The sequence below is a fragment of the Brevundimonas sp. Root1279 genome (assembly GCF_001425945.1).
Taxonomy (GTDB): Bacteria; Pseudomonadota; Alphaproteobacteria; order Caulobacterales; family Caulobacteraceae; genus Brevundimonas.
This window is the reverse complement of sequence record NZ_LMEB01000006.1, coordinates 59,876-75,087: the sequence shown is the minus strand read 5'-3', so window position 1 is coordinate 75,087 and position 15,212 is coordinate 59,876. Positions and strand designations below refer to the sequence as shown.

At 68.6% G+C, this 15,212-nt stretch carries 13 protein-coding genes; 5 read left to right on the top strand and 8 right to left on the bottom strand.

Features of this window, described 5'->3' with window-relative positions; translation table 11 throughout:
• Nucleotides 1–172: 172 nt before the first annotated feature.
• Together ASC65_RS08360 and ASC65_RS08355 are read left to right on the top strand one after the other, a co-directional pair.
• A complete protein-coding gene (locus ASC65_RS08360) occupies nt 173–712 on the top strand; it encodes a hypothetical protein (protein ID WP_056451583.1) in 540 nt (179 codons plus the stop codon).
• Nucleotides 709–1,464, top strand: a complete 756-nt coding sequence (locus tag ASC65_RS08355; RefSeq protein WP_056451582.1) for a competence/damage-inducible protein A — start codon at nt 709–711, stop codon at nt 1,462–1,464. Before ASC65_RS08360 ends, ASC65_RS08355 begins: the two co-directional genes overlap by 4 nt.
• Here the strand turns inward: ASC65_RS08355 and ASC65_RS08350 are convergent, their stop codons facing one another.
• The 5 genes from ASC65_RS08350 to ASC65_RS08330 form a co-directional block, all read right to left on the bottom strand.
• A complete protein-coding gene (locus ASC65_RS08350) occupies nt 1,465–2,550 on the bottom strand; it encodes an endo-1,4-beta-xylanase (RefSeq protein ID WP_200939814.1) in 1,086 nt (361 codons plus the stop codon).
• A complete protein-coding gene (locus tag ASC65_RS08345) occupies nt 2,540–2,950 on the bottom strand; it encodes a hypothetical protein (protein WP_056451580.1) in 411 nt (136 codons plus the stop codon). The genes ASC65_RS08350 and ASC65_RS08345 overlap by 11 nt, the downstream gene beginning before the upstream one ends.
• 13 nt (nt 2,951–2,963) lie before the next feature.
• Nucleotides 2,964–4,307 (bottom strand): flagellar protein export ATPase FliI, encoded by a 1,344-nt coding sequence (gene fliI / locus ASC65_RS08340; RefSeq protein ID WP_056452563.1) that lies wholly within the window; start codon nt 4,305–4,307, stop codon nt 2,964–2,966.
• 70 nt (nt 4,308–4,377) lie between these two features.
• Nucleotides 4,378–5,634 (bottom strand): DUF418 domain-containing protein, encoded by a 1,257-nt coding sequence (locus ASC65_RS08335; protein WP_056451578.1) that lies wholly within the window; start codon nt 5,632–5,634, stop codon nt 4,378–4,380.
• 67 nt (nt 5,635–5,701) lie between these two features.
• Complete coding sequence (locus tag ASC65_RS08330) at nt 5,702–6,625, bottom strand: EamA family transporter (protein WP_056451577.1); 924 nt, start codon at nt 6,623–6,625, stop codon at nt 5,702–5,704.
• Nucleotides 6,626–6,709: 84 nt separating this feature from the next.
• Here ASC65_RS08330 and ASC65_RS08325 point away from each other — a divergent pair, with 84 nt between their 5' ends.
• Complete coding sequence (locus ASC65_RS08325; RefSeq protein WP_082525992.1) at nt 6,710–7,192, top strand: Lrp/AsnC family transcriptional regulator; 483 nt, start codon at nt 6,710–6,712, stop codon at nt 7,190–7,192.
• Nucleotides 7,193–7,206: 14 nt separating this feature from the next.
• On the opposite strand, the gene ASC65_RS08320 is transcribed toward ASC65_RS08325, so the two are convergent.
• The 3 genes from ASC65_RS08320 to ASC65_RS08310 all read right to left on the bottom strand — a co-directional run bounded on the left by ASC65_RS08320 (nt 7,207) and on the right by ASC65_RS08310 (nt 12,968).
• Nucleotides 7,207–10,197, bottom strand: coding sequence for a PAS domain S-box protein (locus ASC65_RS08320; protein WP_235561445.1), 2,991 nt, complete (start codon nt 10,195–10,197; stop codon nt 7,207–7,209).
• Nucleotides 10,198–10,283: 86 nt separating this feature from the next.
• Complete coding sequence (gene arcA / locus ASC65_RS08315) at nt 10,284–11,525, bottom strand: arginine deiminase (RefSeq protein ID WP_056451575.1); 1,242 nt, start codon at nt 11,523–11,525, stop codon at nt 10,284–10,286.
• Between the two features lie 15 nt (nt 11,526–11,540).
• Nucleotides 11,541–12,968: a basic amino acid/polyamine antiporter gene (locus ASC65_RS08310; RefSeq protein ID WP_056451574.1), complete on the bottom strand. Its 1,428-nt coding sequence runs from the start codon at nt 12,966–12,968 to the stop codon at nt 11,541–11,543.
• Between the two features lie 246 nt (nt 12,969–13,214).
• Between ASC65_RS08310 and cysK the strand changes: the two genes are divergently transcribed.
• On the top strand, nt 13,215–14,195 hold the full coding sequence (gene cysK / locus ASC65_RS08305; protein ID WP_056451573.1) for a cysteine synthase A: 981 nt from the start codon (nt 13,215–13,217) through the stop codon (nt 14,193–14,195).
• Nucleotides 14,196–14,326: 131 nt separating this feature from the next.
• Nucleotides 14,327–15,199, top strand: coding sequence for a DUF1349 domain-containing protein (locus tag ASC65_RS08300; RefSeq protein WP_056451570.1), 873 nt, complete (start codon nt 14,327–14,329; stop codon nt 15,197–15,199).
• The last annotated feature ends 13 nt before the right edge of the window (nt 15,200–15,212 follow it).

The window sequence follows — 15,212 nt, the reverse complement described above, 5'->3', positions numbered from 1 at the left end:
ATAGGGGCCGCCGCGTCGTCATATGGGGCGAAGACCCGATACCGGCCGCGGAGTCTGCATGGTTAGTGCCGGCGTCGTCGGGAGGGGACCGGCGGCGGTTCGCCCTCGGGCCGCCGCCGGTTGTGGCGCCGGCGTCCTAGCGGGAAGGCGCGCGCTTCCGTACGGAGGCTCGATGACCAACCCTCCTTCGATTGAAATCCGACTGGCCACAGGACGCGTTATCGGCACGGTCGTGCTCTTCGCGGCCATCGGCGTGTTCTTCGCCGTGAGCGGTTGGCTCGACTGGTCCTCGCCAGAAGCCTTCGCCGCCGCGCTGGCGCGCGCTGAGACGCGCCGCCGGACGCAGATGGTCGAACTGTTCTCCGATCGCTACGTCTACATTGCCGTCACCGTCATCCTGACGACCATCATGTTCGGACTGGCGTCGGTGACGGCTTGGCTAGCCGTGGCGACCCGCGGTCCCGCCATGGTCCTCGCGGGCGACCGCATCTCGCGAACCGTGCCGTGGGGACACACGGTCTATCGCATCTCGCCCTCCGCTGTGCTGACGCCGGTCAAGTTCGGGCTGGGTTGCGAACCGCCGGCGGTCATTTCCGCGTCGAGCGGCCGTGCCGGAAAGCCAGGAACCCTCGTTCCGGTCATTCCGCTTAATTGGAAGCTGACCAATGTGTCCATGGAGCAGATGCGCCGCTTCCTGGAACAGGTCCGTTGAATCCGGCCAACCCCACCGCCGCTGTTCTCGTCATCGGCGACGAGGTGCTGTCCGGGCGGACGCAGGACACCAACACGAACACCATAGCCCGCTTCCTGACGGCGCTGGGGATCGACCTGCTGGAGGCCCGGGTCGTGGGGGACCGGACCGCGCAGATCGTCGAGGCCCTGAACGCCCTGCGCGGCAGCCACGACTATGTCCTCACCACCGGCGGCATCGGACCGACGCATGACGACATCACCGCGGATGCGGTGGCCAAGGCCTTCGGTGTGGCCCTGCCGGAGCATCCGGACGCGCTGGCCATCCTCGAGACGCGCTACGGCCCCGGCGAGTTCAATGCGGCGCGGCGGCGGATGGCGCGGATCCCCGAGGGCGGGACGCTGATCGCCAATCCGGTGACAGACGCGCCCGGCTTCCATGTCGGCAATGTCTTCGTCATGGCGGGGGTGCCCAAGATCATGACGGCCATGCTGGAGGATGTGGCGCCGCGGCTGCGCACCGGAGCAGTGGTGCAGTCACGGACGATCCGGGTCAGCGGTGTGGGCGAGGGGGCGATCGCGGACCTGCTGACGGCGGCGGCCAGGGCCGAGCGCGAGGTCAGCTTCGGCAGCTATCCGTTCGGCCACGGCTCGGACGGCGAGATCGGGACCAATCTGGTGTTGCGCGGCCGGGACGAGGCGGCGGTGGAGGCGGCGGTCGAGGCCTTGCTGGCGGGGCTGGCGGCGGCCGGGATTGCGGCGGCCAGGGTCTGATCAGGTAAACGCGTCGACCACCGCCTGGTAGGCCGGATTGGCGCGGCCTTGCGCATCCAGCAGCAGGGGGCTGTCGTCGGGGTTGTTCTTGCCCTCGGTGCGCAGCAGCCAGCTGTCGCTGTCGCGCAGGCCCCAGGTGGTGAAGGCGTAGCGCTGGCGTTCCGGCAGAGCCATGAAGGCTTCGGCCAGTTCGCCGACGCGGGCGACCTGCTGGGCGCGTTTCTCCGTGGACGAGCGCAGGTCGGGCAGGTGGCCGCCGTCGCGCTTGAGCGAGAAGTCCAGTTCCGAGACGTGGATGGGCAGGCCCAGCGAGGCGGCGTCGCGGAAGAAGTTGGTGATGTTCCCGGCCGGGATCTCGATGTTGAGGTGCGACTGGGTCCCGATGCCGCCGATCGGGGCGCCCAGCTTGAGCAGGCGCTCGACCAGTTTGAGGAAGGTCGTTCCCTTGGCCGGGATGTTCTCGAGATTGTACTCGTTGAGGAACAGGATCGCGTCCGGGTCGGCAAGACGGGCCTGCTGGAAGGCGCGGACCATATAGCCCTCGACGCCCAGCGCCTCGGACCAGTGGCAGTCGCGCAGGCCGGAGCCGTCCTCTGACACCGGCTCGTTGACCACGTCCCAGCCGACCATCCGGCCCCGGTAGCGGCCGACGGCGGCGGCGATGTAGCGGTCGAACTCGGCCTTGAAGCGCGCGGGCGGGACCGAGGCGTTGAAGGTCTCGGCGCCCTGCGAATACCAGATCAGGGTGTGGCCGTGGACGCGCAGACCGTTCCCGTGGGCGAAGTCCACGACGCGGTCGGCGGCGCTGAAGTCGTGGGTGAAGTCGGCGCCGAGCGTGCGCTCCATCTTCAGTTCCCACTCGGGGGTCAGCTGGGAGGCGTGGCGCAGGGTCTGTTCGACCCAGAAGAGCTGGTCCAGCTGGCCGGTCATGCCGGTCGTGCCGAAGGGGCAGGGGGCGAGGGACTTGAGCGGACCCGGCTCCGGGCCGGGCGCGGGCTCAGCCGCGGCGAAGCGGTCGCAGGCGGCGAGGGCGAGGCTGGAGCCGAGGACGGTGCGCCGGCTCAGGCGGGCTAGGTCAGCCGGCACGCCGGCGCAGGCCCAGCTCGTCGAAGGCGGCGGTCTCGCGCTTGCCGGCGGCGATGAGGCGGCTCAGGCGGGTGGTCTCGGCCACGTGCTCGAACTTCTTCAGCTCCTCGAAGGCGCTGGTCAGGGCGTCGCGGGCGCCCTCTTCCTCGGCGCCGATGACGGCGACGTCGTCCTCGGCGGTCTTCTTCCGCAGGAGCCAGCCGGTCATATAGGCCTGCATCAAGGAGGCGGCGTCGGTATCGGTGCGGGCGCGCTCGAGTTCGATCTCGACCTCGGCGTCCAGCACGGCCATGCGCATCTCCGCGGAGGCTCTACGGGCGGTGATCTCGGCGAGGCGCTTCTGCAGCGTCTCGACCTCGTAGTTCGAGATACGGATCAGCGATTGGGCCCATGCAGTCATCGTGCGTCTCCGGTCACTGCACCATTCCTTGATTCAGAATGGTTTCCAGACGGTCAAAGGATTCGGCCAGTCGTGTCACGTCATTCTGATCCTGACCGAGGAAGGCCTCTAGCGCAGGGTTCAGCGCGATGGCGCGGTCGACGATCGGATCGGCGCCGCTGCGATAGGCGCCGATCTTGATCAGCTCTTCCATGTTCGAATAGGCCGACAGGCACTGGCGGGCGCGCTTGTTCAGCTCGCGCTCCGGTATGGTCTGGCAGCCCGGCAGGGTCCGGCTGACCGACTTGAGCACGTCAATGGCCGGGAAGCGGCCGCGCTCGGCGATCTTGCGATCCATGACGATGTGGCCGTCCAGAATACCGCGCACGGCGTCGGCGATCGGCTCGTCATGGTCGCCGCCGTCCACCAGCACGGTGAACAGGGCGGTGATCGGCCCCGCCGTCGTGCCGTCGGGCCGGATCGGGCCGGGGCCGGCGCGCTCGAGCAGCTTGGGCAGCTCGGTGAAGACCGTCGGCGTATACCCCTTGGTCGTCGGCGGCTCGCCGGCGGCCAGGCCGATCTCGCGCTGGGCCATGGCGAAGCGGGTGACCGAATCCATCAGACACAGGACTTCGAGGTCCTGGTCGCGGAAATACTCGGCGATGGCCATGGTCATATAGGCGGACTGACGGCGCTTGAGGGCCGGCTCGTCCGAGGTGGCGACCACGACGACGGCGCGCTTCAGGCCCTCTTCGCCGAGGGTCTCCTCGATGAACTCACGGACTTCACGGCCCCGTTCGCCGATCAGACCGACGACGACGACGTCGCAGGTGGCCTGGCGGGCCAGCATCGACATCAGCACCGACTTGCCGACGCCCGAGCCGGCGAAGATGCCGAGGCGCTGGCCGCGGCAGGTGGTGGTGAAGACGTCCATGGCGCGGACGCCGAGATCGAGGCGCTCGCCGACGCGGCCGCGCGAATGAGCCGGCGGCGGCGGGGCGCGCAGGGGATAGGCGGCCGGACCGGGCGGCAGCGGGCCTTTGCCGTCGATCGGATTGCCGAAGGCGTCGATAATGCGGCCCAGCCAGGCGGTGGTCGGGCGCACGCTGGCGGCCTGGTCGATAATGCGGATGTCGGCGCCGGGAGCGACGCCCTCGACCGCGCCGAAGGGCATCAGCAGGGCCTTGGCGTCGCGGAAGCCGACGACCTCGGCGGGCAGGGGATGGAGGCCGCGGCCGCGGGCGATCTCGGCGCGGGCGCCGACGGCCAGGCGCGACAGCCCGCCCTTGGACTCGATGAGCAGCCCGTTCACGCCCGCGACCTTTCCGGTCACGACCAGCGGGTCGATCGCTTCGACGGCGGCGACGAGATTGCGCAAGAAAAGCCCCAGGAACAGCCCGTTAACCAATGAGGCGTCGTGGTTAACGATGGGTGAAGGCCCCCTCGCATCACCCGCCTGCGGAGGCGCCGGCGGTCACCTCGAGCGCCGCTGCGGGACGTCGGAACGGCGGACGCTCGCCATAGGTCCCCCAGCGCCACAGCCACTCCATCGGGCCGAAGCGGTAGCGGGCCAGCCACCAGCGGCTGAACATGATCTGCGCGGCGAAGACGACGAGCGACAGGCCCAGGCTGACCGTCGGACCGGCCCAGGGCAGCAGGCCGAGGCCGAAGCCGTAGAGCACGAAGAAGAACACGAGGCTCTGCATCAGGTAGTTGGTAAGGGCCATCTGGCCGACGGCGCCGAGCCCGGACAGCCGGGCTCGGACACCGGGGCTCCGGCACAGGACGACGATCAGCGATCCGTAGCCCAGGGCGAGGATCAGCTCCGCAACCGGATTGATGCCTCGGAAGAGGAAGAGGGCCCAGTCCATCGGCTGATAGTGCATCCAGCGCATGACCGGCCGGACGCCCTGCAGGACCAGTCCGACGGGGATGAGCCAGAGGCCGAGCCGAAAGGCGCGGGCGTGCGCGGCGGGGTCCTGCAGCCAGCCCTGGCGGAAGATCCAGCTGCCGACCATGAAGCGGCCGAGGATGGCGCCGAGGTACACCAGGGCGATGGGCTGACTGTAGAACTCGATGAACATGCCGCGGAACAGAGCGGCGACATAGGCCGTGTAGTCGTGGCCCATGACGACGGGCCAGCGGGCGGCGGCGCCGGCGTCGAGGATCACCGCGAACGGCGGCGGCGAGCCCGCGGGCACGGTGAACTGCATGTACAGGGCGAAGGCCGCGGGGCCGACCATGGCGAGGAGCAGGCCGACGCCCAGCAGCAGCCGGCCGGGCCAGCGCCGGGTCAGCAGCAGAAGGAAGCCCATGGCCGCATAGGCGTTGAGAATGTCGCCCATCCACAGCAGCAGCATATGGGCCACGCCGAGCACCAGCAGGATGGTCAGGCGACGCAGGTAGATGGTCGCGCCATTGCCCCCTCGGGCGCTGATCCGCGCCATCATGATGGCGAAGCCGAAGCCGAACAGCAGCGAGAACAACGCCTGGGCCTTGCCGTGCATCAGCCAGTTGCTGAGGAACTCGACCACGCTCTCGAGTCGGTCGAGGCCGGGCAGGCCGTGAATCTTGTCGGCCGGGACCAGGAAGCCGCCGTGGCCGAAGATGTTCATCCAGAGCACGCCGAACAGGGCGAAGCCACGGATGATGTCGACCTCCCCGATGCGGTCGGACTGGCTGGTCGGCGTCGCGGCTTCGGTCATGGAGAGGCCTCCCGGCGCCCATGGGTATCAGAGGTTGCCGAGTCCGGACAGTCGGGAGGGACAGCGATCAGTTGGCGGACGGCAGGGGCGCGTCTGCGGGCGTCTCGGCGCCTTCGCGGCCGGTGGTCAGGATGGCGCCGACCGAGGCCGTGACGATGCAGGCGATGGCCAGCCACTGCAGGCCGCTGAGCTGTTCGTGCAGCAGGACCATCCCGGCCACGGCGCCGATGGCCGGTTCGGCCGAGAGCAGGACGCCGAAGGTGCGCTTGGGAATGCGGCGCAGGGCGATCATCTCCAGCGAATAGGGCAGGGCGCTGGAGGCGAGGGCGACGCACAGTCCGAAGCCGAGCACCGCCGGGGCCAGTAGGGCCGGCCCGGCCGCGGCGACGCCGAAGGGCAGGATGACCAGGGCGGCTGTGCTCATGCCGAGCGCCACCGACTGGCCGGCGTGCATGTGGGACAGCCGCTTGCCGAAGACGATGTACAGCGCCCAGAAGACCCCGGCCGCCGCGGCGTAGGCGACGCCGACCGGATCCAGGGCCTGCACGCCGCTCCAGATCGGCAGCAGCATGCCCAGGCCGATGACGGCGCAGCCGATCCAGACGAAATGGATCAGCCGTCGGGCGTGGATCAGGGCCAGGGTCAGGGGGCCGCCGAACTCGATGGCGATGGCCAGGCCCAACGGGATGGTGCGCAGCGACATGTAGAAGCTGAGGTTCATCAGGCCGAGCACGAGGCCGTACAGCAGCACCCGACCGGCGTCCGACCGGTTCAGCCGGAATCGCCACGGCCGCCAGATCGCGACCAGCACCAGGGCCGACAGCCCCACCCGCAAGGCCGACGTGCCCTCGGCGCCGACCACCGGGAACAGATGCTTGGCGAAGGAGGTGCCGATGGCCAGCGAGATCATGCCGGTCACCAGGGCCAGGTACGGAACGAACGGCGCCACGGCGGGGGAGGTCAGGGCGGTGCGGGCGCTGGTCATCGACATGCGGAAAGCATAGGCGGGAACGGCTTGTGCTTCCCGGCGATTTCAGGCTGTAGGGCGGCTGAAATCATCATGGATTATCCAGAAATGACGGAATTCGTCGCTCTCGACGCCTTCGACCACAAGCTGCTTGAGCGAGCCAGACGCAACAACCTGGAGCCGGCCCGGGTCGCCGCCGAGGCGGTCGGCCTGTCGGAATCGGCGGTGCTGCGGCGGTTGCGGCGGCTGCGGGCCGAGGGGGTGATCGTGCGCGACGTGGCCATGGTCGATCCGGCCCGGGTCGAGCCGCGGATCCTGCTGCACGTGCAGGTCGAGATGAACACCCAGGTGCGCGCCCACACCGACGCCTTCAAGGCCGCCATGGTCCGCAGTCCGGAGGTGCAGGGCGCCTGGGACGTGACCGGAGAGACCGACTTCCTGCTGACCGTCGCAGTGCGGTCGATGGCCGAGTACGAGGCCTTCTGCCAGCGCGAACTGACCGCCGAGGCCCATGTCCGGGCCTTCAAGAGCATGATCACCATCCGTGAGGTGGTCGGCTTCGATCCGGCCCGGGCCGTGCTGTCGCGCTAGAGCCGGCTTTCGCTCTAGGGAGCCTCGATCATCTCGCGGACCTTGGCCCCCAGCGCGGCCATGACGAAGGGCTTGGTCAGCACCTGCATGCCGGGTTCAAGCAGGCCGTTCCCGACGGCGGCGTTCTCGGCGTAGCCGGTCATGAACAGCACCTTGAGGTCGGGCCGGTCCGCGCGGGCGGCGTCGGCGACCTGGCGACCGTTCATGCCGCCCGGCAGGCCGACGTCGGTGACCAGCAGGTCGATGCGCGCGTCGGAGCGCAGCACGGTCAGGCCGGACGGGCCGTCGACGGCCTCGATTACGGTGTAGCCGGCGTCCTCCAGCACCTCCACCACCAGCATGCGGACGGTCGGTTCGTCATCGATGACCAGCACGACCTCGCCCTGACCGCCATCCTCGCCGACCGCTTCAGCGGGGAGGTCGACCGCGTCGAGGTCGCCCGTGAAGCGCGGCAGGTAGAGGCACATGGTGGTGCCCTTGCCGACCTCGGAATAGATCCGCACCTGCCCGCCGGACTGGCGCACGAAGCCGTGGATCATCGACAGGCCGAGGCCCGTGCCCTGGCCCAGCGGCTTGGTGGTGAAGAACGGGTCGAAGGCCTGGGCCTGGACATCCGGCGACATGCCCGTGCCGGTGTCTGTCACGCAGAGCGAGACATACTGCCCGGTCGGCAGGTCGCGGTCGCGCGCCCCGCGCTCGTCCAGCCATTTGTTGGCTGTCTCGATGGTCAGCCGGCCGCCGTCCGGGGCCATGGCGTCCCGGCTGTTGATGCACAGGTTCAGCAGGGCGTTTTCGAGCTGGGATTGGTCGATCTGCGTCGCCCAAAGACCGCCGGCGCCGACCACCTCGACCTCGACGTTCGGGCCTACGCTGCGGCGGATCAAGTCCTCCATGCCGCCGATCAGACGGTTCACATCGGTCGGCTTGGGGTCGAGGGTCTGGCGGCGCGAGAAGGCCAGGAGGCGCTGCGTCAGGGAGGCGGCGCGGCGCGCGGCGCCCTGGGCCGCGCCGATATAGCGGTCGACGCCGGAGAGGCGGCCTTCGCCGACGCGCTTCTCCAGCAGTTCCAGGCTGCCGCTGATGCCGGCCAGCAGGTTGTTGAAATCATGGGCGATGCCGCCGGTCAGGTGACCGACCGCCTCCATCTTCTGGGACTGGCGCAGCGCTTCGTGTGTGGCGGCCAGCTCCTTCTCGCGCGCCTTGTCCTCGGTCAGGTCGCGGCCGATGGCGATGAAGTGGGTCCCGTCTTCTTCGGGCGAGACGGTCCAGCCGATCGGCTTCCACTCGTCGTCCTTGGTCAGGATGCGGTTCTCGAACCGGGTCGGCTGGCCGGTCCTGCCCATCTCCTCGAGGGCGGCGACGACGGTCGGGACGTTGTCCGGGTGGATGATGTCCGCATAGGGGTTGCTGAGCAGCTCTTGCTCGGACCAGCCCAGCACCTTGGTCCAGGCCGGGTTCACCGCGGTCATTCCGCCGCCATAGTTGGCGCGCGCCAGCATGTCTTCCGAGAGGGTCCAGAGGCGGTCGCGTTCCGCCTTGCTGCCGGCGAGGAGAACCTCGAGCTGGGCGTTCAGGCGTTCGAGCTCCTGACGATGGGCGCGCAGGGCGTCCTCCATCTCGCGGCGCTCGTCGATGTCGACGACCGAGCCCACGTAGCCCAGATACTCGCCCGCTTCGTTAAACCGCGGGCTCGCCGCGTCGATGGCCCAGCGATAGACCCCGTCGGCGCGGCGCAGGCGATATTCGACCCGGAACGGTTCGCGCGCCGCATTGGCCGTGGTGAAGATCGCTTCGGCCCGCGCCTTGTCTTCGGGATGGGTCGCATCGAGCCAGCCGAAGCCCTCGGCCTCGCCCTCGGTCTGACCGGTGAAATCGTACCAGGTCCGGTTCAGGTAGGTGCAGTAGCCGCTGGGATCGGTCACCCACATCATCATCGGGGTGTTGTCCGCCATGTTGCGGAACCGGGCTTCGCTCTCGCGCAGGGCGGCGGCGGCGACGGCTCGCTCGGTGGCGTCGCGGACCCGCTCGGCGATCTCGCGCATCAGCACGATGTCGGACTGGCTCCAGGCGCGCGGCTGGGCGTGGTTGGCGAAGACCAGGGCGACCACGCGGCCCTGCTCCATCAGCGGCATATTGATCAGTGAGGCGGCGCTGATCGCCTTCAGGGCCTCGGCGCCGGCCTGGGTGCGATGGTCGACGTCGACGTCGGAGATCGAGACCGTGACGCCCCGCTTGATGTCCTCGATGTACGAGCCGTAGTCGCGGAATTGCAGGGTGCCGGCGAGGCTGTGCACGCCGGGCGCGTTGTAGTCGCGCTCGATGGTGATGGTCTCGGCTTCGGTGTCGATGACCCCATAGCCGGCGCGGCTGACCCCCAAGGCCTCGGCCAGGACGCGGGACGAGGCGTAGGCGATCTCCTGGGCGTCGGTGAGGTCGCGCAGGGCGTCGCCCAGCTGGATCAAGGCCTTCTGACGCACCCGCTCGCCGGACAGGCGGCGGTCGGCGCGGACTCGGTCGGTGGTTTCGACCACGGTGGCGATGACCCCCGCGGGCTGTCCGTCATCGCCCGGCACGGGCCAGTAGTCGAGATCCATCCAGACCTGCTCGGGCCGGCCCGAGCGATGCAGGATCAGCTCCTGGTCCTTGTACGCCAGAGTGCCGCCGGCCAGGCCCACGCGCATCACGTTGGCGTTGAACTCGGCCACCTCAGGCCAGCCTTCGAGGACCTTGGAGCCGAGCAGTTCGGGATGACGCTTGCCGGCGAAGACCGAGTAGGCGTCGTTGTAGATCATCACGCCGTCGGGGCCCCACAGCATGACGATGGGGACGGGCGAGGCGATCAGCAGGCCGGTGGCGGTCTTCAGGCTCTGAGGCCACTGCGCGATCGGGCCGAGCGGCGTCCCGCTCCAGTCGAACGACCGGATCAGCGCCGCCATCTCGCCTGAGCCTTGCGGGAAGGCGGCGGAATCCGCGGTCGCGCGGGTCTGGCCGTCGGTCGGTTTCATGCTTCTCCAAGGCAAAGGTTTGGTCGCGACCCTACCCAACGCGACACCGGCTAAAAAGCCTCAACCGTCTTTGCCGAAAGGAGAAATCAGTAGTCCACCGGATCGCGGATGATCGGGCAGGTCATGCAGTGGCCGCCGCCCCGGCCGCGGCCGAGTTCGGCGCCGGTGATGGTGATCACCTCGATGCCTTCCTTGCGCAGCAGGGTGTTGGTGTAGGTGTTGCGGTCATAGGCGTAGACCACGCCGGGCGAGGCGCAGACCAGGTTGGCGCCCGAGTCCCACTGGGTCCGCTCGCGCATGTAGTCGTTCCCGCCGGTCTCGACGACACGCATCTTCTTCAGGCCCAGGGCGTCGCGCACCGTCTCGACGAAGCCGTTCTCGTCCTTGTGAAGCTCGACCCCGCCGTTTCCGTCCGGGCGGTAGGAGAAGGCCTCGATGTTGTTGACGATGTCCGGATACAGCAGGACGCAGTCCCGGTCCGCAAAGGTGAAGACCGTGTCCAGGTGCATGGCCGCGCGCAGCTTGGGCATGGCGGCGACGATGACCCGCTCGGCTGCGCCCTTGGCGAACAGGGCGGCGGCGACCTGGCTGATGGCCTGGCGCGAGGTGCGCTCGCTCATGCCGATGAGCACATTGCCCTTGCCGATCGGCATCACGTCCCCGCCCTCGATCGTGGCCAGGCCCCAGTCCTGGGTCGGGTCGCCCCACCAGACGTTCACCTTGCCGGCGAAGTCCGGGTGGAATTTGTAGATGGCCGTGGTGAGGATCGTCTCCTCGTGCCGGGCCGGCCAGTACAGCGCGTTGAGCGTCACGCCGCCATAGATCCAGCAGGTGGTGTCCCGCGTGTAGAGCGTGTTGGGCAGGGGCGGCAGCAGGTATTCGTTGACCCCGGCGGCGTCTCTGATGAGGGCCAGCTGGTGGCCGCCGATGTCCTCCGGGAATTCGAAGGTGGAAAGGCCGCCGATCAGGGTCTCGGCCAGCTCGCGGTTCGACAGGCTTTCGAGGAAGGCGCGGACTTCTTCGAGCAGGCCCAGGCCGATCTGGTTGGGCACGACCTGGTGGTCGAGGATCCACGCCTTGGCCTCGGGCACGGCCACGGTCTCGGCGAGCAGGTTGTGCATCTCGACGACCTCGATGCCGCGATCGCGCATCTTGGTCATGAAGTCGAAGTGGTCGCGCTTGGCGTTCTCGACCCACAGCACGTCGTCGAACAGCAGGTCGTCGCAGTTCGAGGGCGTCAGCCGCTGGTGGGCCCGGCCGGGTGCGCAGACCATGACCTTGCGCAGTTGGCCGACCTCCGAGTGAACGCCGAATGGGGTGTCGGACATGCCCGTCTCCTGACGCTAGGGGGTGATGGCGCCGCTGATCAGGCCGTAGACGCCGTACAGGGCCGCCACGGCGGCGACGGCGAAGATGATCAGCTCGCGAGGGGTGAACAGCCGGGCGTTCTGCTCGCGCCGCGCCCAGACGTAGAGCAGGGTCCCAGGGACCAGCAGGACGGCCAGCAGGACGACGTATTTCACGCCCGCGGCGACGAACATGAACAGGGTGTAGAGCACCGCCAGTCCGGCGAAGATCTGGTCGCGCCCGCGCTCGTTCGGCGTTGTCTCGTAGCCCTCGCCGCGCCGGGCGACGAGAACGCCGTAGGCCGCGACCAGCAGATAGGGCAGCAGGGCCGTGACGCTGGTCATGTCGAGCATGAAGTTGAAGGCGTCGGCCGACCAGTAGGTCGAGATGACGAACAGGGAGACGACGATATTGGTCGCCCACAGGGCGTTGGCCGGCACCTTGCGGGCGTTCTCCGCTGCGAAAAGCTTGGGCATGTCCTTGGACCTGGCGGCGGCGAACATCACCTCGGCGCAGATCAGCGACCAGGCCAGATAGGCGCCGAGCACCGAGACCAGGACGCCGATCGAGATGAACACCGCGCCCCAGTGGCCGACGATCTCTTCCAGCACGCTGGCGAGGGACGGCTGGGTCAGGCCGGCGATGGTCGACTGGGGCAGGGCGGCGTAGGGCAGCAGGGTGATGGCCACCATCAGGCCGGTGACGCCGACGAAGCCGAGGATGGTCGCCCGTCCGACGTCGGCGCGCGTCTTGGCGAAACGGGAATAGACGCTGGCCCCCTCGATCCCGAGGAAGACAAAGACGGTGATCAGCATGGTGTCGCGCACCTGGGCGATCAGCGACTTCTCGGGCATGTCGGCGCCGCCGAAGAAATTGGTCGAGAACTGATCCCAGTTGAAGGCCACGACCATGATCAGCAGGGCCACGACCAGGGGCACGATCTTGGCGATGGTGACGATGCCGTTGATCACCGCCGCCTGCTCGACGCCGCGCAGGATCATGAAGTGGAAGGACCAGATGCCGACCAGGGAGACGGCGATGGCGATCAGGGTGCTGCCGTCGCCGAACAGTTCGGGGAAGAAGCGGCCCAGGGTCGAGCCGATCAGGACCCAGTAGAAGACGTTGCCGAGGCAGCTTCCCAGCCAATAGCCGAAGGCCGACAGAAAGCCCGCGTAGTCGCCAAAGCCGGCCTTGGCGTAGGCGAAGACGCCGGAGTCGATCTCGGGCTTCTTCTCGGCCAGGGCCTGGAAGACCCGGGCCAGCATGTACATGCCGCCGCCCGCTATGCTCCAGGCGATCAGGGCGCCGAAGGGACCGGTGGCCGCGCCGAAGCGGGCGGGCAGGTTGAAGATGCCAGCCCCGACCATCGAGCCGACCACCATGGCGGTCAGGGTGAAGAGCGAAAGCTTCTGCTCAGACTTCATCGGGATCCCCGGAGCGAGCCGACGCGTGCGGTGACGGAAACTAACACCCGCCCTGAGGCCCCACCACGCGGGGAGGTTGCGGAGCGTCTGAGGGTTTGACCGGATAGCGCGGCCGCCCCGGTTGACGCAGGCGCATTGTGCGACACGCAGAAATGGCGACGAAGCTGAGCTGTTCGGCTAAGGAGGCTCTTGCATCGCGGTAAGCCGCCCTATCTCTTGTGAGCCTCACCGTACGGAGATCTCCCCATGTCCGACGCCGCGTATGATCCGTCGCGCCACCTCAAAGCCGGGCGCGGCAAGGTGTACCCCTCGATCATCGACACCATCGGCGACACGCCCGTCGTCGGTCTGCCGCGGCTTTCGGCCGAGCTGAAGCCCAAGGCGACGGTTCTGGCCAAGCTGGAGTTCTTCAACCCGGTCGCCTCGGTGAAGGACCGCATCGGCGTGGCCATGATCGAGGCTCTTGAGCAGGCCGGGAAGATCGGACCCGACACGGTGCTGATCGAGCCGACCAGCGGCAACACCGGCATCGCCCTGGCCTTCGTCGCCGCCGCCAAGGGCTATCGCCTTATCCTGGTCATGCCCGAGAGCATGTCGCTGGAGCGCCGCAAGATGCTGGCCTTGCTCGGCGCCGAACTCGTGCTGACCCCGGCCGAAAAGGGCATGAAGGGCGCCATCGCGATGGCCCAGGATCTGCTCGACCGGACGCCCGGCGCGGTGACCCCGTCGCAGTTCGACAACCCCGCCAATCCCGCCATCCACCGCGTCACGACGGCCGAGGAGATCTGGAACGACACGGGCGGCGCGGTCGACATCGTCATCGCCGGCGTCGGCACCGGCGGCACCATCACCGGCGTCGGCCAGGTCCTGAAGGCCCGCAAGCCGTCGCTGAAGATGATCGCGGTCGAGCCGACGGCTTCGCCCGTGCTGTCGGGCGGCGAACCCGGCCCGCACAAGATCCAGGGCATCGGCGCCGGCTTCATCCCGGCCAACGTCGACCGCTCGGTGATCGACGGGGTCGAGCAGGTCTCCAACGAGGACGCCTTCGACATGGCCCGCAAGGCCGCCAAGGTCGAGGGCATCCCGGTCGGCATCTCGTCCGGCGCCGCCCTGGTCGCCGCCTTCCGTCAGGCTTCGCTGGAAGAGAACGCCGGCAAGACCATCGTCGCCATCATCCCGAGCTTCGCCGAGCGCTACCTGTCGACGGCGCTGTTCGAGGGGCTGTAGGCCGATTGTTTCGGTGGTGTTTCGGCTCCGTTTCAGCGGCGGGGCCGAGGCTGGGCGGACCTGACCGAAGCTTAACTTTACAGCGCGGCCTTCGCGCGGCCGACTGGCGTTCTTCCAACGCCGGAGCCTTCATGCGCATCCTGATCGCCTGCCTCAGTCTGCTCGCCGCCGCCCCGGCTCTCGCCCAGGACGATCTGACCGCCCTGTCGGACGAGTTCGACGGCGGCGAACTGACTGGCTGGACGCGCTTCGACCAAGCGTATGGCTGGCCGGACAAGATCAAGGCGATCGACGTGGGCGCCACCACGCCGGGCGCCCTGCACATCGAGCCCTATCATTCGGCCTGGGTGCGCGACCTGAACGCGCCCTTCCTGTTCCGCGAGGTTACGGGCGACTTCGACGTGCGGGCGCGGGTGAGGGTGCGGGGCCACGAGGGCGACATTCCGGGTGGGACCTGGTCGTTGGGCGGCCTGATGGCGCGGGTCCCGAACCGGCTGAGCGCCGAGCAATGGGCGCCGCGGGCCGAGAACTGGCACTTCATCACCACCGGCGTCGGACACGTCGCCGGCCAGCCGATGACCGAGACCAAGGGCACCTACAACAGCTATTCCTCGCTCAAGCTGCGGCCCTTCCCCGGCGGCTGGGTCGAGCTGCGGCTGGTGCGGGTGGGCATGGTGCTGGTCGCCTTGGCGCGGCCCGAGGGCGAGACCGAATGGCGGGTGCGCGACCGCTTCTACCGGATGGAGAACAGCCCGGTGATGCAGGTCGGGCTGATCGCCTACACGACCAGCGACGACGTCCCGCCGGGCCCCGAGCGGGCCGACGTCGACAACCGGACGGTCAATCGCGAGGCCGGCGTCGACATGATCCTGGAGGCGGACTGGATCCGCTTCGGCCGGCCGCGGCCGCGGGTCTCACCCGACTGGTACGGCCAGGTCAGCGCCAACCCCCTGGCCGATCCCAACCTGCCCGAGGCTGAACTGCTCGCCCTGCTGGGTGACTGACGATCAGTTGAGC

What these genes read in the sequence shown, in the direction of transcription:
- ASC65_RS08330 (WP_056451577.1), bottom strand. Translation starts at nt 6,625, where the DNA reads ATGTCGATGACCAGCGCCCGCACCGCCCTGACCTCCCCCGCCGTGGCG.
- ASC65_RS08325 (WP_082525992.1), top strand. Translation starts at nt 6,710, where the DNA reads ATGACGGAATTCGTCGCTCTCGACGCCTTCGACCACAAGCTGCTTGAG.
- ASC65_RS08360 (WP_056451583.1), top strand. Translation starts at nt 173, where the DNA reads ATGACCAACCCTCCTTCGATTGAAATCCGACTGGCCACAGGACGCGTT.
- ASC65_RS08335 (WP_056451578.1), bottom strand. Translation starts at nt 5,634, where the DNA reads ATGACCGAAGCCGCGACGCCGACCAGCCAGTCCGACCGCATCGGGGAG.
- ASC65_RS08320 (WP_235561445.1), bottom strand. Translation starts at nt 10,197, where the DNA reads ATGAAACCGACCGACGGCCAGACCCGCGCGACCGCGGATTCCGCCGCC.
- arcA (WP_056451575.1), bottom strand. Translation starts at nt 11,525, where the DNA reads ATGTCCGACACCCCATTCGGCGTTCACTCGGAGGTCGGCCAACTGCGC.
- ASC65_RS08300 (WP_056451570.1), top strand. Translation starts at nt 14,327, where the DNA reads ATGCGCATCCTGATCGCCTGCCTCAGTCTGCTCGCCGCCGCCCCGGCT.
- ASC65_RS08345 (WP_056451580.1), bottom strand. Translation starts at nt 2,950, where the DNA reads ATGACTGCATGGGCCCAATCGCTGATCCGTATCTCGAACTACGAGGTC.
- ASC65_RS08310 (WP_056451574.1), bottom strand. Translation starts at nt 12,968, where the DNA reads ATGAAGTCTGAGCAGAAGCTTTCGCTCTTCACCCTGACCGCCATGGTG.
- cysK (WP_056451573.1), top strand. Translation starts at nt 13,215, where the DNA reads ATGTCCGACGCCGCGTATGATCCGTCGCGCCACCTCAAAGCCGGGCGC.